The 22905-nt window shown below is 51.8% G+C and carries 18 protein-coding genes; 10 read left to right on the top strand and 8 right to left on the bottom strand.

Going from position 1 to position 22905, the window contains the following annotated elements; genetic code table 11:
- Window positions 1-42: 42 nt before the first annotated feature.
- Both ACO0LL_RS12880 and ACO0LL_RS12885 read right to left on the bottom strand, forming a co-directional pair.
- Window positions 43-702: an NADPH-dependent F420 reductase gene (locus tag ACO0LL_RS12880; protein ID WP_422951257.1), complete on the bottom strand. Its 660-nt coding sequence runs from the start codon at window positions 700-702 to the stop codon at window positions 43-45.
- A complete protein-coding gene (locus ACO0LL_RS12885) occupies window positions 677-1288 on the bottom strand; it encodes an FMN-dependent NADH-azoreductase (protein WP_422951258.1) in 612 nt (203 codons plus the stop codon). Before ACO0LL_RS12885 ends, ACO0LL_RS12880 begins: the two co-directional genes overlap by 26 nt.
- A 126-nt stretch (window positions 1289-1414) precedes the next feature.
- Between ACO0LL_RS12885 and ACO0LL_RS12890 the strand changes: the two genes are divergently transcribed.
- Window positions 1415-2317: a LysR family transcriptional regulator gene (locus ACO0LL_RS12890; protein ID WP_422951259.1), complete on the top strand. Its 903-nt coding sequence runs from the start codon at window positions 1415-1417 to the stop codon at window positions 2315-2317.
- A 347-nt stretch (window positions 2318-2664) separates the two neighbouring features.
- On the opposite strand, the gene ACO0LL_RS12895 is transcribed toward ACO0LL_RS12890, so the two are convergent.
- Window positions 2665-3642, bottom strand: coding sequence for a helix-turn-helix transcriptional regulator (locus tag ACO0LL_RS12895; protein WP_422951260.1), 978 nt, complete (start codon window positions 3640-3642; stop codon window positions 2665-2667).
- Window positions 3643-3788: 146 nt separating this feature from the next.
- Here ACO0LL_RS12895 and ACO0LL_RS12900 point away from each other — a divergent pair, with 146 nt between their 5' ends.
- From ACO0LL_RS12900 to ACO0LL_RS12935, 8 genes are all read left to right on the top strand, one after another.
- Window positions 3789-4457 (top strand): glutathione S-transferase family protein, encoded by a 669-nt coding sequence (locus tag ACO0LL_RS12900; RefSeq protein WP_422951261.1) that lies wholly within the window; start codon window positions 3789-3791, stop codon window positions 4455-4457.
- Window positions 4458-4766: 309 nt separating this feature from the next.
- Window positions 4767-6359 carry a DUF2138 family protein gene (locus tag ACO0LL_RS12905; RefSeq protein WP_422951262.1) on the top strand — a complete coding sequence of 531 codons (1593 nt, stop codon included), beginning with the start codon at window positions 4767-4769 and terminating at the stop codon, window positions 6357-6359.
- Window positions 6356-7093: a DUF1175 family protein gene (locus ACO0LL_RS12910; protein WP_422951263.1), complete on the top strand. Its 738-nt coding sequence runs from the start codon at window positions 6356-6358 to the stop codon at window positions 7091-7093. The genes ACO0LL_RS12905 and ACO0LL_RS12910 overlap by 4 nt, the downstream gene beginning before the upstream one ends.
- A gap of 9 nt (window positions 7094-7102) precedes the next feature.
- Window positions 7103-11752, top strand: coding sequence for an alpha-2-macroglobulin family protein (locus ACO0LL_RS12915; RefSeq protein WP_422951264.1), 4650 nt, complete (start codon window positions 7103-7105; stop codon window positions 11750-11752).
- Window positions 11730-13508 (top strand): DUF2300 domain-containing protein, encoded by a 1779-nt coding sequence (locus tag ACO0LL_RS12920; protein ID WP_422951265.1) that lies wholly within the window; start codon window positions 11730-11732, stop codon window positions 13506-13508. Before ACO0LL_RS12915 ends, ACO0LL_RS12920 begins: the two co-directional genes overlap by 23 nt.
- A complete protein-coding gene (locus tag ACO0LL_RS12925; protein ID WP_422951266.1) occupies window positions 13505-14284 on the top strand; it encodes a YfaP family protein in 780 nt (259 codons plus the stop codon). Before ACO0LL_RS12920 ends, ACO0LL_RS12925 begins: the two co-directional genes overlap by 4 nt.
- A 5-nt stretch (window positions 14285-14289) precedes the next feature.
- Complete coding sequence (locus tag ACO0LL_RS12930) at window positions 14290-15090, top strand: YfaP family protein (protein WP_422951267.1); 801 nt, start codon at window positions 14290-14292, stop codon at window positions 15088-15090.
- A gap of 81 nt (window positions 15091-15171) precedes the next feature.
- Window positions 15172-16353: a serine hydrolase domain-containing protein gene (locus tag ACO0LL_RS12935; RefSeq protein WP_422951268.1), complete on the top strand. Its 1182-nt coding sequence runs from the start codon at window positions 15172-15174 to the stop codon at window positions 16351-16353.
- 219 nt (window positions 16354-16572) lie between these two features.
- Here the strand turns inward: ACO0LL_RS12935 and ACO0LL_RS12940 are convergent, their stop codons facing one another.
- The 3 genes from ACO0LL_RS12940 to murJ all read right to left on the bottom strand — a co-directional run bounded on the left by ACO0LL_RS12940 (window position 16573) and on the right by murJ (window position 20271).
- A complete protein-coding gene (locus tag ACO0LL_RS12940; protein ID WP_422951269.1) occupies window positions 16573-17871 on the bottom strand; it encodes a right-handed parallel beta-helix repeat-containing protein in 1299 nt (432 codons plus the stop codon).
- Between the two features lie 312 nt (window positions 17872-18183).
- The gene (locus tag ACO0LL_RS12945; protein WP_422951270.1) at window positions 18184-18513 is read right to left on the bottom strand and encodes a hypothetical protein; all 330 of its coding nucleotides are present in this window, start codon (window positions 18511-18513) and stop codon (window positions 18184-18186) included.
- Window positions 18514-18717: 204 nt separating this feature from the next.
- Complete coding sequence (gene murJ / locus ACO0LL_RS12950; protein ID WP_422951271.1) at window positions 18718-20271, bottom strand: murein biosynthesis integral membrane protein MurJ; 1554 nt, start codon at window positions 20269-20271, stop codon at window positions 18718-18720.
- 102 nt (window positions 20272-20373) lie between these two features.
- Here murJ and ACO0LL_RS12955 point away from each other — a divergent pair, with 102 nt between their 5' ends.
- Window positions 20374-21468, top strand: a complete 1095-nt coding sequence (locus ACO0LL_RS12955; protein ID WP_422951272.1) for a serine hydrolase domain-containing protein — start codon at window positions 20374-20376, stop codon at window positions 21466-21468.
- A 97-nt stretch (window positions 21469-21565) separates the two neighbouring features.
- Here the strand turns inward: ACO0LL_RS12955 and ACO0LL_RS12960 are convergent, their stop codons facing one another.
- Window positions 21566-22105: a glycine zipper 2TM domain-containing protein gene (locus ACO0LL_RS12960; protein WP_422951273.1), complete on the bottom strand. Its 540-nt coding sequence runs from the start codon at window positions 22103-22105 to the stop codon at window positions 21566-21568.
- A 504-nt stretch (window positions 22106-22609) separates the two neighbouring features.
- The coding region (locus ACO0LL_RS12965) for a transposase (RefSeq protein ID WP_422951274.1) at window positions 22610-22905 on the bottom strand (296 nt) is incomplete at its 5' end.

The following is a 22905-nucleotide window of genomic DNA, read 5'->3' on the forward strand; positions in this document are numbered from 1 at the left end:
ACTTTTGATCTTCACGACTCCATCCAGCGTCTGAGCCTATTTTTAGCTCAGTTTAATTAAATTCTGAAGCAAGAGTGGCCCATTCAACTTCAGCAAGCGGCCACCCTCATCTATCCTGCCCAGTTGTATCGGCGCAAAACCAAACTGGGTAGCGAGATGGGCGATGCTGGTACTGGCTTCAGCATCATCAGCCGCAACAAACATAACACGGCGACCTTGATCGTATGCAGGGTCAGCGGCCAGCAAAGCCGCAGGTAACTGGTTAAAAGATTTGACCACGCGTGCACCAGGCAATGCTGTCGCCAGCACTTCTGTTGAGGCCATGCCCTGCAATTCTTCCGGCGCAATGCCATAGGCATTCATGGCATCGACAACGATTTTTCCATTCCAGCTGGCTAAAGCGCCAGCGACCTCACGGTGCGCGCGGAATGGTATAGCGAAGATGATCGTGTCAGCAGCAAGTGCATCTTGCAAGCTCACGGGCTTCACTGTAGATCCCAGTTCTTTCGCCAGATCTGCCAGGCTGGCAGGGCCACGGGTATTAGCGATCGACACTTCGATGCCTGCGTGAGCAAAGTGACGAGCTAGTGCGATGCCAACTTTGCCTGCACCAATAATAGAGTAAGTCATGTTTATTTCCTTGATCAGATTTTTTGTACCAGGTGGATTTTTAGGTTCAGGCGGCCAGCGCAGCGATCTCATTCAAGGCCTGCTTGATAGATGCCTCTTTGGCTTCCGTGCTGAATGCCAAGCCCTCGGCGCGAATAACGGTGATGTCAGTTATGCCCAAAAATGACATCAGACCCTTCAAATAGCTGTCGTGATGCTCATAAGCAGCGGCTGGAGTGCCTGCGGCATATACGCTGCCACGCGCTGCGGCAATAATGAGCTTTTTACTCTGGGATAACAGGCCTTCAGGACCATCCGCACCATAGCGAAAAGTCTTGCCAGCAACCGCAACCCTGTCTATCCAGGCCTTGAGCTGGGTAGGGATAGAAAAGTTATACATGGGTGCGCCTATTACTACGATATCTGCAGCGATCAACTCTTCCACATAGGCGTCGCCCTTGGCGATGTCATTACCCAGGGAAGTGTCTTCCAACGCTGCCCCCTGGCGCACCGCCATGTGTGCGCCTGACAAATGGAGTGCGGCATCTGCCGCCAGGTCATGGTAAATGACTTCAATACCCGGATGCAGGGTAATTTCGCGTGCCACGATTTCGGAAGACAATTGACGGCTGACGGAGTGAGCGCCAAGTATGCTGGAATCAAGATGCAAAAGTTTCATGACAGAACCTTTAATGTAAAGAAAGTGAACTGAATGATGCTGCCAATATTTGAATCTGAAAAGATGATATATTGAGATATATACCATCTTTATTTGAGATGGATTAAAGAGATATGAGGATCAATCATGCTGGACGGCGTGTCACTGGACCAACTCCGCACCTTCATCGCAGCCGTAGATGAAGGCAGTTTTTCAGCTGCAGCGAGGAAGCTGAACCGGGTGCAGTCTGCCGTCAGCGGTTGGGTCAATAGTCTGGAAGAACAGATAGGTGTGCTACTCTTTGACCGCTCTGGCCGCTACCCAAAACTCACACCTGAAGGTGTTTTGCTATTAGCCGACGCTCGCAATATCGTAGCAGGCGTCGATACCTTGAAGGCACGTGCCAAGCTCATGGCGTCCGGGCTGGAGCCAGAGTTATCGGTGGTAGTGGATGTGTTTTTTCCTACTGCAGTGATAGCCGCTGTAGCCAAGGATTTTGCCAGGCAATTTCCTCATACTCCTTTGCGGCTGTATGTTGAGGGTCTGGGTGCTGCCTATCAGCCGGTGCTGGATGAGCGCTGTAGCTTAGGCATACTGGCATCCCTGCCCATCGATTTTCCAAGCTTGAGCACCAAGACCTTGGGCGAAGTGTCACTGTTGATGGTGGCTTTGCACAGCCATCCATTAGCGGCAATTAACGGCACCATCCCAAAAGCTGAATTGGCAAAGCATACGCAACTGGTCATTACCGACAGGTCAGAATTAATGGCAGGCCAGGACTACGGTGTCATGTCGCCTCATACCTGGCGGCTGGCAGACCTGTCGGCCAAACATGCATTCATTCTCAATGGTGTGGGCTGGGGTGGTATGCCACTGCACATGGTAGAACACGATCTTGCGGCAGGCATCTTGCAAGTGCTGGATGTAGAAAGCATACCCCAGGGTGGCAAAAAACTGGCCATGCAGGCGGTGTATCCACAAGCCGCGCCACCCGGCCCGGCCGGACGCTGGTTTATCGACCAGGTGGACTTTTATCTACATCAGGCCTGAGCCAGACTGAGATGCAACACTCGCTTGTTTGGACATCAGTCCTTAAGCCAGGTATCCCATGCTGTATCTGGCTTTCTAATATTGCCTCCAATTAATTTTGAATCAGAGCATCCCATAAAAGCCACAATAAAATCATTTTATCGATATTTTATAAATAAAATGTATATAATTAATCCGTTATTTGATTTTTTGTTTTATCTGAACGAGCATGAACAGTTTGCTCTTCAGGGTTAAGGTATTCCTCTCCAAAAGGTGTTCGCCCACAACTGGCAACGGTTGTGGGATTTTTTTATTTTCAAGGGAATTACGCTGGCTTATTTAATTGATCAGTTTGCTCAGTTACTAACTTACTTACTTGCAGGCTTGCTGTAAATCATCGCCATTTTTTCTACGTGCTCCCTCACCTTGCTCACCAGCTCTGGTGGTTCCAGCACTTCGGCATCTTCACCAAAACGTAAAATTTCTGCACATGCCATCATCAGGGAACCTACGGGCATGGTCGCCCTGCACCAGCCGTCTTCGTCAAGCTCACTGGCCAGCTGCATTTCAGAAAAGACATAGGGCGACAAAAAGTGCTCCCTGAATTTCACCCCTCTTGGTGACAGGCGCACGGTTGCCACATTCCTGTGCATGTCCTGCTCCAGGCGCTCGGTAGATTTGCGCCAGTAAGCTGCCAGATCGAAAGGCGCAGGTCTTTCGAAGCGTTCTTCAAGCACCAACAATTCCAGCATGCGTGAAATGCGGTAGGTGCGTGGTGTGTCATCTACCTGCCCGACCAGATACCAGGAACCGCTTTTCATGACCAGGCCCAAAGGCTGGACGACGCGCTCCTTGATTCCTTTCCAGCTCTGGTAACGTATCTGTAAGCACTTTTGCTCCCACACCGCATCGGCAACTTTGGGCAAGTGCGCAGGTTGTTCTGACTGACCAAACCAGGCTGGTGCATCGAGATGAAAGCGCGAGCGCATTTGCTGCGCACCTTCGCGTAAAGAGGCGGGCATGGCTGACAGCAGCTTGTTTTGCGCGGCCATCATGACAGAGCCCAGCCCCATGTCCGTTGCGGCACCTGCCAAGCCGCTCATGAACAGGGCCTCGGCCTCTTTGGCTGACAAGCCATTGAGTTGGGTGCGGTAACCGTCGAGCAAACGATAGCCGCCACCTGAGCCACGCTCGCTATAGATGGGGATGCCCGCTTCGCTCATCGCGTCGATATCTCGATAGATGGTGCGCAGATTGACTGCGCATTCATCAGCCAGTTCTGGCGCAGTGGCAAAACCACGCGCCTGCAGGATGGCAAGAATATTAATCAGACGACTGGCACGCATGCGTGGGCAAAACCTTATTTTTTGTACTAATCTTGAAATAGTAGCAAATATTAACTCAACCTGACAAAAGGTGTCAGGTATGGAGGCATATTCTTACATCAACGGTCCGGCAATTCCGCCTCCGCGATAAAAAGAAAGGTCTTATCATGAGCAATGCAGACAACATCACCCTGTTCTACTCCCCACAAACACGCGCTACAGGCGCTTTGATTATGCTGGAAGAATTAGGCGCACCTTATCAATTGCATGTCTTGAACATGAAAGCTGGCGAGCAAAGGCAAAGCGAATATCTTGCCATCAACCCCATGGGTAAAGTGCCTGCGATACAGCATCGTGGCGAGCTCATTACCGAGCAAGTGGCAGTATTCTTGTATCTGGCAGACCTGTTCCCGCAGGCAGGCCTGACACCCGCACTGGATAGCCAGTTGCGCGGTCCTTATCTGCGCTGGATGGCCTACTATGCGGCTTGCTATGAGCCTGCACTGGTAGACAAGTTTGCGCAACATCCGCCAGCAATGCCGTCGATGTGCCCTTACGGTGATTTTGACACCATGCTGGGCATCATCAAGGCACAACTGGAAAAAGGGCCATATTTACTGGGTGAGCAATTCACGGCAGCAGATGTACTCTGGGGCAATGCCTTGCGCTGGGGCACCATGTTCAAGCTCGTGCCTGAATCGCCTGTCGTCATGAATTACATTGAACGGGTCTGCAGCCGTCCGGCCTTTGTCAAAGTCGGTGCCATTGATGCAGCCTGGGCAGCAGAACACGAGCGCATTGCCAGTGAAGCTCAGTCTGAAAGTAAAGCCGCCTGAGTTACCAACTAGAAAATAGTGTATGTCGCCCGCTTGTCTCTCCGGGCGATGTGCACATATGAATTCATTCCAGATATTTTGTTTCCCCGCCTTCAGTTTATCCCCCTCTGAAACATGCCTGGCATGTCTGCAAAAATATATTGCAACAATATAAATTCCCAGGGCTATGCATGGCACAATTGCCAGTTGCAGTCTTTACCTGCACGCTTACAGAAAATTACCAAATAGACAGCCGCAAACGATTGTCTTGCAGGCTTGCTTTGGATAGTATCCGTGCAATAAAAAAGCCATACCCCAGAGGGAGAATTCATGCGTCGTATTTGGATCGTCACCGGTACTGTTGTTACAGTTGCCGCTGCTGCTGTTGCCTACCAGATGAGCAAGCACTGGAAGGATTACCACTATGTTGGCACCCGCCTCATGGTGGATATATCCCAACCAGATGCCTTGATACGCACCACCAGTCTGTCGAAACTGCCACGCGACTTGCTGCAAGTGCCGATAGCCAAAGATGTGTTGACTGAAGACCTGGCCTTCTATTATGAACAAAATGAAGACCGCCTGGGTTTGAATGGTGCCGTCAAACGTATTGCCTACGAGCATGATCTCGATTGGCAAGACAAGCTGTATGCCAGCATTTTCAATGAGCCTGCAGAAGTGGCTTTCTGGCGCGATGGCAAAGGTGCCTTGCGCCACTATGCCGTCGTCATGCGCATGGGCCTGTTCAATAAAGCCTTGCAGGAAGCTGCCAAGGTCGCGATGAAAGATGGCCAGCTCAAACTGGCTGGCGAGATCAGCACCAGCAATGGCAAGGCCCAGATCATGGCGCTGGAAGTCAATCCACGCCGTACCCTGCTGTTGATCAGCCAGGGTGACCGCGTCGTGGTCTTGTCTGACCCTGGTCTTTTGTTTGATGACAAAAACGGCGTCGTGACAGAAGCCCGTGCTGCCGTTGCCAATTGGCTGGAACATGATGGCGCGCTGTCGCTGCAATTTGATCTCGACAATATCGCCGCTGCACCAGCCCAGGCTGCTGGCACGGCAAAACATACGATGGCGATAGGTGCCCCGACGATGGCCCTGGGTTACGGTGCTTTTGTATCAGGCTTCAAGGGCATGCGCTTTGATTTCGGCGGTAACTGGTCAACCTCGGTCTGGCTGGATTCCAAAAAAACTTCGTCAGCACAGTTGCTTGATCCTGCCCTGTGGACTGCTGCGCCAGCCAACCCCAGCGCATGTATCACCGTGCCAATTGACTGGAGCATGGTCAATACTGTCTTGAAACAAGCTGATGCCAAACCAAAGTTGCCAGAGCAGGCATTGGCACCGTTGTCTGGCCCAGGCCTGGCGTGCTGGTATCGTGAATCGAATTTGTATTCTCCTGTCTTTATCACCAAACTACCTTTGAACACCGCCAACCGCGATGCTACCTTGCAAGCCATGGCTACCTGGGCGATTGCCAGCGGTGAACAGGCAGCACCCGGCAAGGGCACGACTAAGGCCAAGCCCGATCAGAAACTATGGCGCAATACCAAGAGCATGGCTACGCTGGCCGCCAGTGGCGACTTTGTGGTGTTCTCACCGGACGGCGGCCTGGTAGAAAAAGTGGTCGATACCATCGCCCGCAGCAACCCCAGCGTAGCTGACCAGACATCTGGCACGCAAAGCACCCTGGGTCTGATCACACCACGCCCCTTGTCAGAAATGGCACAGCGTGAAATCTATGCAGCCTTGGCCAAGCCTGAAGATGCCAGCTTCCTCGAAGCAGCAAAGACGCATCTGCCTGCCCGCATCAAAGCCCTGGCGACTTACCCACCAATACGCCTGGAACTGAGCAAGGCACAGACCAGTGGCAAAGCCTGGCAAAAAGTTGAATGGGTCAGCAAGGAGAAATCCAATTGAAACGCCGGCATGTACTAACTGGCATGCTCGCCACCAGCACCATGCTGGGCTGGCACAGGCTGGCGCTGGCCAATAAGCTCACGGCACCGGCTGTGCCATTGCCTGCCGCAAATGCTGCCAAAGCTGGAACAACTACCGCGCCTGTCGTCTCGGCATCAACCGCTGCACAAACATTAACACCAGCCCAGTCGCGCAGTTGCCGCGCCTGGATGACACGCATTATCGCCGCCCAGTTGACTGCAGGCCCGACACCGCGCTGGCAACAGCGTGATTGCGTCGGCCTGGTGCGTTTTGCGGTGGCTGAATCCCTGCGTGAGCATGATGAAAAATGGAAGCGGGCGAATGGCATGCTGGGTACTGCCCTGCCGCCAGAAATCGATCTTGATCAAGGCACGCAATCAGTACGCCATCAATGGCGACTGGCTGACGGTAGCACCTCTGCCTATGTCAGCGCCATAGAAATGGTGCAGGAGAATGCCAGGTTCCGTGGCAAGGATTGCAATCTGGCATCCCCCGGTGACTTGCTGTTCTATGATCAGGGCGACGCCCAGCATCTGATGGTGTGGATGAATTCTTACATCGCCTATCACACTGGCACGGTCACGCCGACTGACAATGGTCTGCGCGCAGTCAAGCTGCGCGACTTGCAAGCCTGGCGCGACACGCGCTGGCACCCTACCCAAGATAATCCCAATTTTGCTGGCGTGTATCGCCTCAATTTCTTGTCCGCCTGAAAGCGCCCAATGAAAGCTACATTCAAACAATCCCGTTATTTCACTTTATTGACAGCGCTGTGCGCGATGCTGCTCTTCATACCTGCCCTGGCACAGGATGGCGGTGGTGGCTCGTCTTTCTTCCTGCTCAGCGATGCAGCCTATGGCTCTGGCGACACTGCCATGGTACGGCTGGAAGCCCAGGACATGGGCCAGATTTCTGAGCTAGGCGGTGTCGATGTCTATGTTTATAAGGTCAAAGACCCGCTGGAATTTTTAAAGGCGCAAAAGAATTTGCACCGCATTGATGCCCAGGGTAACTACAAGGGCAAAGGCGTGTCCGATGCGCTGGCACGTACCTGGGATAACTGGTGGGATGCCTCACGCCGCATGTGGCGCAAGCTGTTTTCATCCGATGCCAGAAAAGCAGTGACCACCCAGGCACCAGAAACACGCCTGCACCCGCTGGTCAAAGCACCAACACCACAACAGATGAACCCGCTGTACCAGCCACTGAAGGCGCATACCCTGGTTGATAGCTTCCGCTACCCTGTACATGTCGCCCAACCCATACAACCACCAAAAGGCGTCAAGCTGGATGGCAGCAGCAGTGAATTCATCATGTCGCCCAAAGGCAATGTGCTCATACCCCTGGGTAAAAGAGAGCCTGGCCTGTATCTGGTCGAAGCCATGGTCGGCAGTTATCGCGCCGTGACCCTGGTGTTTGTCTCTGACTCTATCGCAGTGACCAAGGTATCGAGCAAACAAATGCTAGTCTGGGTGGCTGACCGCCGCACCAGCCAGGCTGTGGCAGATGCAAAAACAGTGTGGACAGATGGCGCAGGTATCCTGAGTACAGGCGCAACAGATGCCAGCGGCATCGTCAATTTTGAACGTGATGCCCCCGAGAAGACTTATGTGTATGGCGAAGACAGCAAAGGCGGCGTGTTCGTCGCAGAAAATTATTACTACGACAGTGAAATCTATAACACCAAGCTGTATGCGGTGACTGACCGTCCTCTGTACCGCCCTGGTGAAACTGTCTATGTGAAATTTTTGGGTCGTACTTTTGTGTCTGCCCGCGAATCCACAGCCATTACCGCAGGTGAATTGAAGTTGCAGGTATTTGATGCAAATGGTTTCCCGGTTGCGGCACAAACCCTGCAAATGACACCGCAGTCTGGCGGTGATACGGTATTCCAGTTGCCAGACAATGCCGTCGCAGGTGGCTATGAATTGCGTTTCAGCTACAAGGGCAATAGCTATGGCGCTGCCTTCCGCGTTGCTGAATACCAAAAGCCGCATTTTGAAATCAATGTCATGCCAGGCAAAAAGGATTATAAAACCAATGAAGAAATCAAGGGCAAACTGCAATTGGTTTACCCTGATGGCAAACCTGTCGTCAATGCCAAGGCAGACCTGACTGTACGCGCCCAGCGCCTGACTATCGTCGAAGGCGACCTCGGTTACGCAGGCCAGTTCCCGGTACAAATGAGCACGACCACGTTTACTACCGATAGCAGCGGTTTTATTGAATTCAAATTGCCAGCAGCGACTGAGCCCAGCCGCTATATTTTGTCGGTACTGGCAACTGATGGCGCCGCTTATCGCGTACGTTCAACTAAAGAAATTTTGGTGGAACGCAGCGCTGGCACCTATAGCCTGAAGGCAGACCGCGCCTTCTCTGCCGTTGGTGAAAACATGAATTTTGCGCTGACTGCCCTGCCTGTACCTGGCAATACTGTCAGCACAGTCAGTGCCCCGGCAACATGGGACTGGGTCAGGCTGGAAAACCAGAAAAAATCAAACGGCAAGCTCGCCAACGCCAGCAAATTGACACTGGCTTTTGCTGAGCCTGGTACCTATACCCTGTCTGTACGTGATGCAGCAGGCAATATCCTCGGTGCGACTTCCCATTACGTCAGTGGTGCTGGCGTCAGTGCACCACAGGGTTCGATAGAAATGGTGTTTGACAAGACCAGCTACAAGCCAGGTGAAACTGCCAGTGCACTGATCACCTTCCCGCAGCAAGTCGATCAGGCGCTGTTCACGCTGGAGCGAGACAAGGTAGAAAAAACGGCGCTCATGAGTAATGCCAGCGGCTGGCTCAGTGCCAAACGTTTGTCACCCATGCAATGGAAAGTAGAACTGCCTGTGCAGGATACCTATGGTCCCAACATCACGCTGTCTGTTGTGTATGTCAAAGGCGCTGATTATGTATTCCAGAACCTGGGTTTAAAAGTCGAGCAGCCACGCATCAATGTGGCGGTCAAAGCTGACAAGGCAGTCTATGCACCAGGTGACAAAGTCACGCTGGACCTGACTGCCATGGTCGATGGCAAGCCAGCCGCAGGCAGCCAACTCACTGTAGGTGTTGTTGATGAAATGATTTATGTGTTGCAACCTGAAATTGCACCCGATATTTCTGACTTCTTCTATCATCCGCGCCGTAATAATGTGCGCACTTCTGCCAGCCTGAGTTTTATCGCGTATGACCTGGCCGTGCCACCGTCCAAGCTGGCCTTGCCAGCCAACGGGCAAACCCATGAGCGCGCCATCAAGGTATTGGAAAGACCTCGCCGTGAAGACAAGGATACCGCCCTGTGGCAACCAAGCGTCACCACGGATGCTGCTGGCCGTGCCCGTTTGACTTTCACCATGCCTGACTCTCTGACACGCTGGCGCATTACCGTGCGTGCGACCGAAGCTGGTGGCAATGTAGGTCAGAACATCGCCTACGTACGTTCAGACAAAGACTTTTATGTGAAATGGACCAGCCCGAACTGGATGCGCGTGCAGGATACTCCTAATGCCAGCGTTGCCATCTTTAATCAGGGCAACCAGGATGCCAGTGCCAGCCTGAACATCACTGGTTCCGGTATCAACAAGCAAGAAAGCCTGAAGCTGAAACCAGGTGCGAATTTTATCTCGGTACCTTTGAAAGCCAATGGCTTGGACAACAAGATAGACCTGTCACTGGCTGTTGGCGGCAAGACTGTTGATGCGTTGAATGTGCCTCTGAAAGTTATTCCTGTGCATTGGCTGAGCCAGCACTCGGTCAGCGTACCCGTGACTGGCAAGGAAACAGTCTTGAAACTGCCGGCTGACGCCAGCAACCTGCAACTGCAATTTGCCGACAGTGCCAGCACACAGTTCCGCCGTTTGATGGATGATTTGATCGACTACCCATATGGTTGCGTCGAACAAACCTCCAGCCGCCTCATCCCTTACAGCCTGGCCCTGCAATCAACCTTGCCTAGTGAAGAAAGACTGACAGCACAATTGACACAAAGGCTGTACAGCTACCGCTTCCGTCTGGCGCAAATGGCCGGGCCAAACGCGACTTTTGGCTGGTGGACTGTGCCAGAAAAAGATGGCGATGCCCTGCTGACCACCTATGCCTACTATGCTGACTGGCATGCCAGCCGCGCCTTGAAACTGTCACTGCCTGAAGGTCATTTTGACCGCCTGAATGATGTCTACCGCAAGGATGGTGTCAAGCAATCACATTGGCAGCGCGCCCTGATGCTGTACTGGATGCAGGACATGGGCTTGCCGGTAAAATCCATGGCCGAAGCCCTCAGTGAAGAACTCGGTGCCAAAGGTGCATTTGCCAAACCTGTCGTGATCACCCCACGTTCAGGCATGAACAGCATGATCTTTGCCAACAAGGATGATGATGTACAACACGCCATGAGCACCTTGCTGGCTGCCTATGTAGTGCAGCAAAGCAAAGGCAACCTGACTGGCATTACCGTCACGACCTTGCCAGAAGCCGCAGCCCGCGTACACCAGGCTGACCTGCCTTTGGGTGAAGCCTTGCTGATACTGACAGGCAAACGCCCTGCCAGTGATGCTGCGGCCGTGCTCGAACGTGTCAGATCAGAATCGCCGACCATAGACCGCGCCCTGAGCCTGCTGTGGACTTACCGCGCTCTCGGTGGCAAGTCTGGCAGCAACGATCCTTTGTTGCGCAATAATATGGCCAAGGTAGAGCTGGAAGCTGGCTGGTCGCCACGCGAAACCATTACAGGTCAAAGCGTGTATCGCTGGAATAGCACAGCCGCGACACCAAACCCATCTGTGATCAAAATGGTTTCCAACCCAAGCGCAGGCATGATTGCCATTGCCCAGTTCGACAGCCGTGAACCAGAAAAATCCAGCTTGCCAGTAAAAGTGGAACGCCGTATTTATCGTCTGGTACCAGAAGCTGTTGTTGCACCTGTTGCCGCCAGCAAAGGTGCAGTGACACCACCAGCAGTTGCTGGCAAGGCTGGCTTCAAGCTGGAATTGCTGGGTGACGGTGCTGCACTGAAGACAGATGAAGTCTATCTGGATGAAGTGGTACTCACACGCACATCTGGCCCTGAGCTGAACTTTGGCATAGTTGAAGTGCCTTTGCCACCAGGCACCTCGGCTGACCGCTCTACCTGGGGTATCAGCCTGCGTTACCCTGGTGGCAAAGACATGGAAGCCATGGAACGTGCGCGCTATGAGCAAACACCACGCGGCTATGCCGTGCCAGTGGATGCGCTGGATGGCCAGGTCGTGATACGTCATCTGGTCCGCGCAGCGCAAACCGGCAAGTTCGCCCTGCCACCAGCACGCTACTACCGCATGTACCAGCCAGACCAGAAAGCCTTTGAGGACAAGCCACGTGCGTTTATGGAAATCCGCTGATCCTGCCCGCAAAGCGATCAGCACCATCATGCTTGCCAGCGCGACTGTAACCACGCTGGCTGCATCTGCGCAAATTACTCATGCCGCAGATACAGCCAGCCCGGCCACCGTCGCATGGCTGCGTGATGGCCAAGTGGAAGTGCGCTCCCTGAATTCTCAGGATGACAAAATCACAGAACAAAAGATACCTATGGGTAGCATGTGGAAGTTATTTGTCTACGCCTACCTGCAAGACAATCGTGTGCAGGAAGCTGCTTATACCTGCACAGCAAAAAAGGATTTACGCAAGAATGTGCGTGAAGAACAGGAAAAAAACGAAGACCTGTATTGCTGCGAACCTGGTGAGCAGGTAGAACGCGACTCTGCCCTGGCACGCTCCTGCGCCCCCTATTTTTCACCAGCGCGCTTAGGTGTCAATGACAAGGCTTGGAAAAGTTACTGGCAAACCCGTAGCGATGCCAACTGGCTGCAGCGCACAGCACAATTACAGCCCGACACCCAGATCAGCGTAAAAGACTTACTGGAAACCCTGAGCAAGTTCTCACCACAAGCTCGCGCTGCCGCACGCACAGCCTTGCTGGAAACAGCGGTACAGGGCTATGGCCGCGAAGCCTGGGCGCAACTGGGCACAGGCATACGTTACAAAACCTATTCCTGGCATTTGCCTGACAACAGCGCCTTTGGTGGCGCAGCAGGCTGGCTGGCAGATGGCACGCCATTCTGGTTTGGTGCCCGTGGTTCCAGCCGCTCTACGCTGACTACCTGGGCCAGTGCACTGGCAACTACCCTGCCTGCACCACGCTGGGTGGGCATCAATAATATTGACAATGTCGGTGATGAAGCACATTGCGTGGATGTGGATTTTTTTGCGCGCTATCCGCTGCGCGAAGTATTGTCTGCAACTGCATCTGCAACAAACGCTCCTGCGCGTGCGGGAACACTGTCCGGCAAATACAGGCTGCAATTCGCCAACGGCAATAGCCTGGACATCAACAGCAATGGCAGCCTGACACTGCAACGCACCCCAGGCATGGCTCCACAAATCACTGGGCGCGTCAGCATCAATGATTATGTCGCCCGTGTCATAGACCGCGAGGGTGACGCCAGCAATATACAGGCCGCCCGCAGCCTCGCGATTGCGGCACGTAGCTATCTGGTACAAAACGCTGCTCTTGATCATGGCTGCTGGCGTATCGCCGACAGCACTACCCGCCAGCGCGTCAGCGCCAATGCACCCACCGATGCTGCCTTGGCAGCGGCCTGGTTCACGGATGACCTGATATTGCAAGGTGCTAACATTCGCTATCACAATGACAGCGCAAGCAACAACCGCATGTCATTGAAAGAAGCGACAAAGCAGGCAAACCAGGGCTGGAATTTTGAACGCATCCTGGCCACCAGTTATCCGCAAGCCAGCATCGCCAGCTTCAACGGCAAGTCTGATTGCAAACCACTGGCAGCAGCGCAAACCTGGTTGACGACTACCAGTGCCAGCAGCAAATGGCAAAACATCTTGCGTCGTGAGCCCGGTTTTGAACAACCAGATGCCCCGCCAGCCATCTGCTCGCTGGCAAGCGGCAATCCCTACTCTGACCAGAAGCGCATGCGCATCTACGCCCGCGGCTGGCGCAGCCTGGACGAGCGCATCACCCTCGCCCATGAATACCTGCATCTCGCTTTACGATTTCATCCGAACGGCGCCAATGAAGACTATGTAGAAAAACTGGCACGCCGTCTCATAGAAGGAACAACATGATCAAGTTTTACCAAAAGCGACTCATCATATGCATCGCAGGTAGCCTGCTTGCTGGCTTTCAATTAAGTGCATCAGCAGACGCCACGATAGAACTGCCGCGCGGCGGCTGGCGTAATAGCGGTGGCGAAGCCTCTGGCTTTAAACAGCCTGTGCACTACCCTGCGTCCTCGGTCAATACTGAAGGGCAAAGCGAAATGGCCTTGATCAAGGGCCGTATCAGCACCAGCAACAAGAAAAAACCTGGCAAGCTTATTGTCAACGGTGCCGCCATGCCCCTGGCTATTGGTGAAAGTGGCGAGTTCTCCCGCCCTTACTCTTTCAGTTCCGGCTCGAATAATGTAGAAGTGCGCAGCCCCGATGGCACTGAAGTCAAACGCGTACAGTTTTATGACACCAATACCAGCCGCCCAAACCCACGCCTGCGCGTAGTCTTGTCCTGGGACAGTGATGGTACTGACCTGGACCTGCATGTAGTCTCACCGGATGGTCAGCATGTGTTCTACGGCAATCGCGTGGTTGACAATGGCGGCGCACTCGATGTTGATGTCACCACTGGCTATGGCCCTGAGATTTATGCCAGTACGGCTCCGCCGAAAGGTACCTATCATGTCTATGTCAATTACTATGGCAGTGGCGGCGACGACAAAAAACTGACTATCGCCAGAGTTGCCATCATCAGCCAGGAAGGCACGCTGGCCGAGAAGCAGCAAAGCTTTCAGGTGCCTATGCGCAAACCTGGTGAGCTGACCCTGGTTAAATCCTTTACCTATCCGTAATGATCATGCAAACAATGATGAAACCTGCCCTGCTGGCATGCGCCCTGTTCGTTGCTGCCGCCAATTGTGTAGCTGAAGACCAGCCCACCATCAACAGCCCCCGCGGCGGCTGGAACTATGGCGGCCTGACTGATAAATCCAGCGATACTCGCGCATCCTATCCCTTGCCGCCGATAGACCGTGGCACGCAAAAAAACCGCACCCTCATCGAAGGCCATATCCGTGATGCGGGCAAACAGCGCAAGCATACCCTCATTGTCAATGGCAATCCCATGGTGCTCAATTACGGCACAGATGGCCGCTTTGAACGCCACTATGCCTTTGGCAGCGGTTCCAACAATATAGAAATCAAGGGGCCAGACGGCAAGAGCCTGCAACGCGTGCAATATTACGAAGCCAATACCCAGCAACTGTCTCCACAGCTACGCATCATCTGCTCGTGGGATGCGCCTGAGGCAGAAGTTGATCTGCATATCATCACGCCCGATGGCCAGCACGCCTTCTTTGCAGCGCCGATACTGAATGGTGGCGGTGGCCTCGATGTAGATAGCGTCGATGGCCCGGGGCCAGAGATGTTCACGACGATCGCCCCCAAGCATGGCGCTTACCATGTGTTCGTCAACTATTGGGGCAACTATGGCGCAGGTGGCTATAACTTCGATGAAGGCCAGCGCAAGCAACCCATCATCACTACCCGTGTGACCCTGGTATTCTATGAAAATACTGCCAGAGAAAAACGCGAAAGCTTTGTCATCCCATTGCGCAAGATCGGGGATTTGAATCTGGTGAAATCGTTCATGTTTTAAGGGTAGCCTTAAAACATGACAGCAGCAAAAATCTTCTAAAGGGAGAACTGCATCATGTGGCGAAATGCATTAACCAGCTTCATGATGCTCTCTATATTACTTGCCGCCAGCATCACTACACTGGCGCAACCCGTCATCATCAAGCGGCTTGACGGCTCCAGCATTTCTTCGCGAACAATAGAAGACAAGCTCAGCAACATGATGGCGGACTCTTGTGTCACCGGTTTAAATGTCGCCATTCTCAATGACAACAAGATTGTTTATACCAGGAGCTTTGGTTTCCGCGATAAAGAGAAACTACTGCCACTGACCACAGACACCGTCATGTACGGCGCATCCTTCACCAAGGCCGTGTTCGCCACCCTGGTGGCGCAACTTGCGGCAGAAGGTGTGTTTGATCCGGACCTGCCGATACAACAATATCTGCCCAAGCCCTTGCCAGACTATGACAACTACCGCGATCTCGCAGATGACCCGCGCTATCTGGCAATCACACTGCGCATGCTGCTGAACCATACTGCAGGCTTTGCCAATTTCCGCTGGCTCAATCCTGGCAAAAAACTGGAGATTAAATTTACTCCTGGCAGCAGATATGCCTATTCAGGCGAAGGCATCAATCTGGCGCAATTCGTCGTTGAAACCGTCACGCAAAAAAGTGTAGATACATTAATCCAGGAACGCATTTTCAATCCACTGGCCATGCATAACACCAGCATGCAATGGCAAGACCGTTTCAATGACAACCTGGCGGTCGGTCACGATGAAAAAGAAAAAACACTGGGCCATGTAAAAAGAAAAAAAGTGAATGCTGCAGGCTCCATGGATACGACTCTGAATGATTATGCACGCTTCATACAAGGCATCATGCAGGCAAGCATCATCAGCAAAGAAGCAAAAACCATCATGCTGGCACCGCAGATTGCCATCACCACACCCAGCCAGTTCCCCACCCTGTCGACTGCATCAACAGATGAGAATAAGCACATACAACTGGCTTATGGCCTGGGCTGGGGTATTTTTCAAACACCTTATGGCAAAGCCTATTTCAAGGAAGGCCATGATGACGGCTGGGAAAACCATTCCGTAGTATTCGACGAACAAAAAACTGGTGTAGTCATCATGAGCAACAGCTCTAATGGCGATGGTATCTTCAAAGAGCTGCTGGCATTGGTGATACAGGATGTATATACGCCGTGGAAGTGGGAAGGGTATTTACCGACCAATTGCAAGAACAGAGAAAACGAGCCATCGTTGCACAAATAGTAGAACTCATTTCATAAATAGCGTGAGATGCGTTTGCCTCATAACGCAGTCCAGCACTCGTTATGAGGCAAACCCGTCGGAAACTGACGATTTAGGCGCATTGCAGCGTAAAGTTTATTACCTCGTCCTCGCTAAGGAATGAGCCTTAGCTTCGCGTTACGCCTTGCACTGCATCCCAAATCGTCTTGTTCGCACTCATCCTAGTTATGATGAGATCTATCAGTTTTCAAACGCCCCCAGGTCTGGTGCAGAGCCGTTGAAAGGCAGGCCAACGTTAGTGCCTTTGTTGATCAGGTCGCTACCAGAAACCAGACGGAACTTGTTCAGTACAGGCAGACTGCCATCGGCCTGACGTGGAGCATCCCAGCCAGTGGTGGATATGCTTTGGAAGTCAGCTGATGAAACCGTTACTGCGAGATTCCATGAGTTAAACTGATCATTGGCACCCGTCATATTTGATACCAGCGTCCCACCAAATGCGATGTTGTTACGCAGGTTACCGAGGTTCACCGCATTGCCATTTTCATCTATGCCCAGCATGTTGAAATCGCTGTTGTTACCGTAGCTGGTGTTGTTGTAGAAGTCATTCGCAATCGGATGATGATTGGCGTAAAAACCTGCCGCCTTGTTATTGAAGGCAACCGAGTAACGTATCGTATGTTTGACGGCATTCGATACATACACACCACCATAACCACCCAGCTTGAAACCATTGCCATTACCGGCAGTCACTGGTGTGGTAGTGCCTGGCAAATAGCCTTGCGACCAGGTCCAGGAATTTTCTATCAACACGGGTGAGTAAGCATTAATGAGATCAAAGCCATCATCTGAATTGGCCCAAGCACGGCAACCACGGAATACATTGCCAGGGTTGCCCGCCTTGATGTGGGCACCAAAACCATCCGCACTCTGGCCTGCGCCATTCGAGGTATAAGGGTCGTAGTTGTGGTGGGAATCACTATTGAGAACAAGGTTGTTACCACCATTCTGGATGAACAGGCCAGGCCCCATATTGTGATGGGTATTCAACTGTTCAAAGGTATTATTGCTGCCGTTGAGCCATACTGCCCATGATTCATGGTTCAGACGATTGCCGGGTTGTTGTGGCGCACCTGTGACTTCCAGCCCTTTCAAATGCACCCAGTTGGCCACCACATTGAAGGCTTTGACGCGGCAATCGTCTCTCATTTGTGAAAAATCGAATACCGGTGTCTCACCAGGATAAGCCCAATAACGAATCGGGCTACCAGAACTACCACTCTTGTCGAGAGTAATCGCATTGACGATGTCAGTGCGGGTCGCACAGGTGTTGATGCCTGCCGTGTAGTTGTAGTTACCACCTCTGAAATACACTGTATCGCCTGCAACTGCTGCAGTCTGGGCGCGCGCTATGGATTTCCATGGTGCTGCTTTGGTCCCCGCCGCTGCATCATTGCCAGTCGGTGAAACGTAGTAAGTGGCTGCGCTGCTTGCCGCTGCCATGCCATACATGAGCCCTGCCAATATGATTTTTTTCATTCCCTTATTCCCCTTGTCTCCATCGATAATAAACATCCACAGAAAAAAGGTGAAGTCAGGTGCTGGATGCTCACAAATACCACGCTTTTTAGATTGTGAATGCCGCAATAGTGAGTTCTTTCTGACTCTTCAATATCAGTTTCCTGATCTGTGCATTATCGGGTGTATATAGGAGAAATTGTACGGAATTAGCCTCATTCTTCAATCATCTTGCTGATTCTTTTGTGACCCGGATTTTGCTATCCTAATCAAATTTCAGATCAAACATTAAAAGTTGGCGAAGGCTCATCCAAGACAAAATTGGATCTTCAACTACTTCATGCAGCTTAAAAATTCTTCTTTATGCAAAGTGTATTTGCGGCCGAATTTACCTGTCTTATGCGATTCTGAGTGCAGCTCCAGGCAGACCTCAAATTTGGATTTCACTGCATCCAGACAGACAGCATCACTGCCACAGGCAGTCTCAGCCAGACCTCGTGATTCGTTAAAAAATTTGGTTTTTTGATCGCTTTTTAAGCCAGCAATGAATTGGGCAACAACAATCAAAATTGTGATCGATACTAACCATCCCATAATTTTTAGTAACCAGGATTTTTTCGGCGGGGCTTCAGCATCTGTAATCAGTGCGTGGTTGTCAGACATGGTTCAACTCTCTCATGGCAAATAGGATTCATTGAATCCGGCAAGAAAACCATGCATGAATCTATCTGCATAATGCACTGGGAATGCACTGGTTTAGCTGACCGGCTGGAGGCATTTTAATCAGCCGGCAGCCGGGCAACAATGATGACTATGTCAGGTAAGGATGATCGCGGTTGACACTGCGTCAAGCAGAGGGCTAAGGGATCAGACCCTGGTTACTTTCTTGAAATCCCTGGGCCTGAAACCCATGAGCGCCAATGCAGCAAAATAGGTGCTGGCACAAGCCAACAGCACCAGAGCCAGGTAGGCAGCACGCAAGACAGGAGTATGGCGCATGCCTAACCAATCGAATTGTGCTGAAGTCCACAAGGCCACACCAGCCATCAATACCAGTGCAGCAAAGAGTTTAACAAGGAACATCAACCAACCCTTTTGCGGCTGATAGATACCGCGTTTGCGCAAGCCTGTGTACAAGAAAATCGCATTCACGCAGGCACCCAGACCGACAGACAAGGCCAGACCTGCATGGGCCAGATAAGGTACGAACACATAGTTCAATGCCTGTGTCACCAGCATGACAGCCACAGCGATTTTTACAGGTGTGCGTATATCCTGCTTACCGTAAAAACCCGGCGCCAGAATCTTGACAACGATGAGCCCGAGCAAACCAATACCATAGGCAATCAGGGCATTGGATGTCATTTGCACGGCATGTCCATCGTATTTATTGTGATGATACAGGGTAGATGTCAGCGCATCTGGTATGGTTGCCAGGCCGACTGCAGCAGGCAAGGCCAGCAAAAAAGTCAGGCGCAAGCCCCAGTCCAGCAAGGCGGAATATTCGACCGTATCCCCATCAGTATGTGCCTTGGAAAGACCAGGCAGAAGGATGGTACCTAGCGCTACGCCCAGTAAAGCCGTTGGAAACTCCATCAGCCTGTCTGCATTCGCCAGCCAGGTTACACTGCCCGGCGCAAGTTTGGATGCCAGGCTGGTATTGATGGCGATGCTGATCTGGGTTGCCGATACCGCCAGTATGGCGGGCACCATATTGCGCATGATGCGGCGTAAGCCCTCGTCCTGCCAGGCTGTACCTACACGCCAGCTAATCGTCGGCAGCATGCCTACCCTGATTAATGAGGGTACCTGCGCCACCAGTTGCAAAACGCCACCAATAAAAACGGCAATAGCCAACGCATAAATTGGTTTTTCAAGATAAGGTGCCAGGAACAACGAACCGGCTATCGAAGACAGATTGTATAAAACCGGCGTAAAGGCAGGCACCTTGAATTCACGCCAGGTATTCAATATCCCGCCCGCCAGCGCCACCATGGACATGAAGCCGATATAGGGGAACATGATGCGGGTCATCACCACCGCCATGTCAAAAATCTGTGGCTTGTCTTTATAACCTTCTGCAAAAAAATAAAGCAAAATCGGCGCGCCAGCGATGCCCAGTATACAAGTCAACACCAAGACCCATGTCATGACGGTAGAGACATGATCAATCAATTTCTTGGTAGCTTCATCACCCTTATTGTTCTTGTATTCAGCCAGGATAGGCACAAAGGCTTGCGAGAACGCGCCTTCGGCAAACATGCGTCGCAACAAATTGGGAATGCGGAAAGCGATATTGAATATATCGGTATAGGCGTCGGCCCCGAAACGGGTAGCAATCAATACGTCACGTACCAGCCCGGTAATCCGCGACAACATGGTCATGCCACTGATGGAGGCAAGGGTTCTTAATAGATTCATAGTGCGGCATTATAGCCTGAGGCTAAACGCACATCACCAAGGCTAAACTTTTGTTAATATTCAGGCCAGAGCATCTGCTTGACTAATGTACCGGAGCACAATATGTCTTACCTTCATCGCCATCTTGCTATTTTTACCACTCTCACCATTGCCGCAAGCAGTTTACTAAGTCCAGTCAGTCATGCTGCACCTGCCAAAGCTATTCCTACGCTTGAAGAGGCAGCCAAAAACCTCAAAAATACTGGCTTTCAAGGTCTGGTATTTGCGGCGCGTGGCGACAAGGTCTTGCTGGAAAAAAGTTTTGGCAATATCACTGATACCAAACAAACTTTTCGCTATGCCTCCATCACCAAGCAAATGACTGCGATTCTGATCATGCAGGAAGTAGAAGCGGGTAAGCTGCAACTGGATCAGACATTGGGACATTACTGGCCCGACTACCCCAATGTACAGGCGCGCGGAGCCACCCTGCGCCAATTGCTGACGCATTACTCTGGTCTTTACAATGAGATGGTCAATCCCGCCGTCCACATGATGGATGCCAATAGCGGTGATGATATCCAGAAATTTGCCACTGGCCTGTGCGCCGGGCCATCCAATGCCACACCAGGCAGCAAATTCGACTATAACAATTGTGATTACATTGTGCTCGGTGCTTTACTGGAAAAGATCAACAAGCAAAGCTTTTCAAGCCTGCTGCAACAACGCATCTTCAGCCCGGCTGGCATGCAAAACGTAGGCTATTACACTGCGGCCCAGCCAGACGTCAAAACCCATATCCATGGCACGCTGGGTGGCAAACCTGAGCCTGCGGTGAACTTTGCCAGTTATGGTCCTGCTGGTGGCAGCTTTGGTACTCTGCGTGACTTGTATGCATTTGACCTGACCTTCATGCGTGGTAAATATCTGTCTGCCAAAAGCTGCGACGAGATGGTCAAGCCGAATAATGTCGGCGGTGCGATAGGTGTCTGGTCTTATCCATTCAAAGCCAGTGACGATGGCGCTACAGCCATGATAGTTGAGCGTCAGGGCTGGATAGCTGGTGTACGCATCTTGAATCTGGTGGATTTGCAAAACCAGAATATACTCATCATCGTCAGTACCAACGGTGATCTGGATTTGTCGCAAACCTGGTCTAACAAAGGTATTGCTGCCGACTTGTTGCGTTCGCTGATGAATACGACGAATGCGCGTTAAAACCAATACACGTTAAATTAAAACGGAGTGCCAGATATCAAGCTGGCACTCCGTTCTTATCATGGATTACTTACAATCCTGTAATCCCCAAATCCCGTTATGGATTTCTTTTTGCAACTTCATTACCAACATAACCGCCACCAACTGCACCGGCGATAGTTGCCAGCGTGCGGCCATTGCCATTACCGATCTGGCTACCGACCAGGCCACCGATCACGGCACCAACACCGATACCAACCGGGCTGTTCTTTGCCTGGGCAGGCTGTGTTTGATAATTTCTAACTGGCTGATGATGGCTGCTGCTCTGTGCAACCCTGGCTGGAGCTTGTACAGGTGCAGGATAATTATTTTGCGCAGTATTTGCATACTGAGGATTAGCATACTGCGTGTTTGCATAATTAGCTGCAGGCTGATTACCGTTATTGGCAAGCGGCATGGCAGTATTACCTGCGGGATTCATCGCATTGGCGTTATTGCTCATGGCAGGCACAATCTCATTGCCAGATGATGCGGTACTGTGGGAACTGGGCAATACGCCTGTCAGGGCAGCGGCACCCAACAGGCTCACCAGTATGACTGAGCATGCGGCACCTGCTACCAAGGGGTGTATGCGTTTGCTGGTATTGACTAATTCCATGTTGTTCTCCTTCAATTTAACAGTGACTCATGCTCCAACAACGCATGAGGCCATTAAAAAGGAGACATGAATATTGTTACACAGGTAAGCAAATGTAACTTAAGAATAAGCAATTTGGATTAGCAGCCGGTACTTTTACGCCTGGCCACCAGCTTCAACAACTCACCTTTTGCTGCCTGCCCCGACAAATACAGCCGCAATTCTGTGACGTTGTAGTGATTTGAGGTATCGATGATGAAATCCAGTTTTCCATCATGATCAAGATCACCTACCCAGATCAGGCGGGCATTATTGTCTTCCTTGTTTTCGACATAGTCGAACAGGTATTGTTCTGTTCCTGCATATTTAAGGAATGTCTGATTAAGTTCTAATTTTCTTCAATTTCAAAATCATGTTCAGGCAAAAGCATGAAATGCGTTGCAGGAACATGATGATCTTCACAAATTGGGGAACATCTTCCCCATCTGTATCAGTTCTTGGGCGATTTCTCGCCCATTGGGCACACTATGCCCCTTGCATGCGCATCAAGCGCCTGCGAACCATGAACAAGTTCGCCAGTGCACAAGTGACGAACAAGCGGTGCGCGTTCTTCTGCATCCCACGATATCTGACCTTGGTAAATCCAAACAGGCGCTTGATGATACAGAAGGCATGTTCAACCTTGGCACGCACACTTGACTTGCGGCGATTGGTCAGGCGTTCTTCTTCTGTCAGCGCGTGACTGCGTGTGCCCCGGATGTTGGTAAAGTCTTTTATCCCTGGTGCTTTGCTGCGTGCAATCTGCTTTTGGCCCGTGTAGG

The sequence above is a fragment of the Undibacterium sp. TC4M20W genome, assembly GCF_049340245.1.
Taxonomy (GTDB): Bacteria; Pseudomonadota; Gammaproteobacteria; order Burkholderiales; family Burkholderiaceae_D; genus Undibacterium.